The sequence below is a fragment of the Pseudomonas sp. AC463 genome (assembly GCF_979253585.1).
The window spans coordinates 1-263 of record NZ_CEEDDZ010000722.1; the positions used below are offsets into that span (position 1 = coordinate 1).

The 263-nt window shown below is 63.1% G+C and carries 1 protein-coding gene; it reads right to left on the minus strand.

Annotated features, from left to right (window positions below; translation table 11 throughout):
* On the minus strand, positions 1–263 hold a 263-nt coding region (locus tag AC0IYH_RS32095; protein WP_471838350.1), incomplete at both ends, for a M28 family peptidase.

A 263-nucleotide genomic window follows, 5' to 3' on the forward strand; every position in this document is an offset into this window, starting at 1 on the left:
CGGTCATGAAGCCCAGGTCGCTGCTGGCGAAGTTATCGTCCTTGGTGTGGTAGCTGGAAATGGTCGCCCAGCCCGAGAGCGTGTGCGCGACGATCCCCTTGAGCGCGAGCGAGTAATTGTCCGAGCGTTCGAAGAAATGCTGGTCCGGATAGGGATCGGCGGCGAGCTTCGCACCCTGCGCGGTCATCGTCGTGCCGAGATCGGAGCGTTCCATGCCGGTCATCATCAATGCGCCCTTGGGCAGTTTCGGGTCCTGCGCGCCG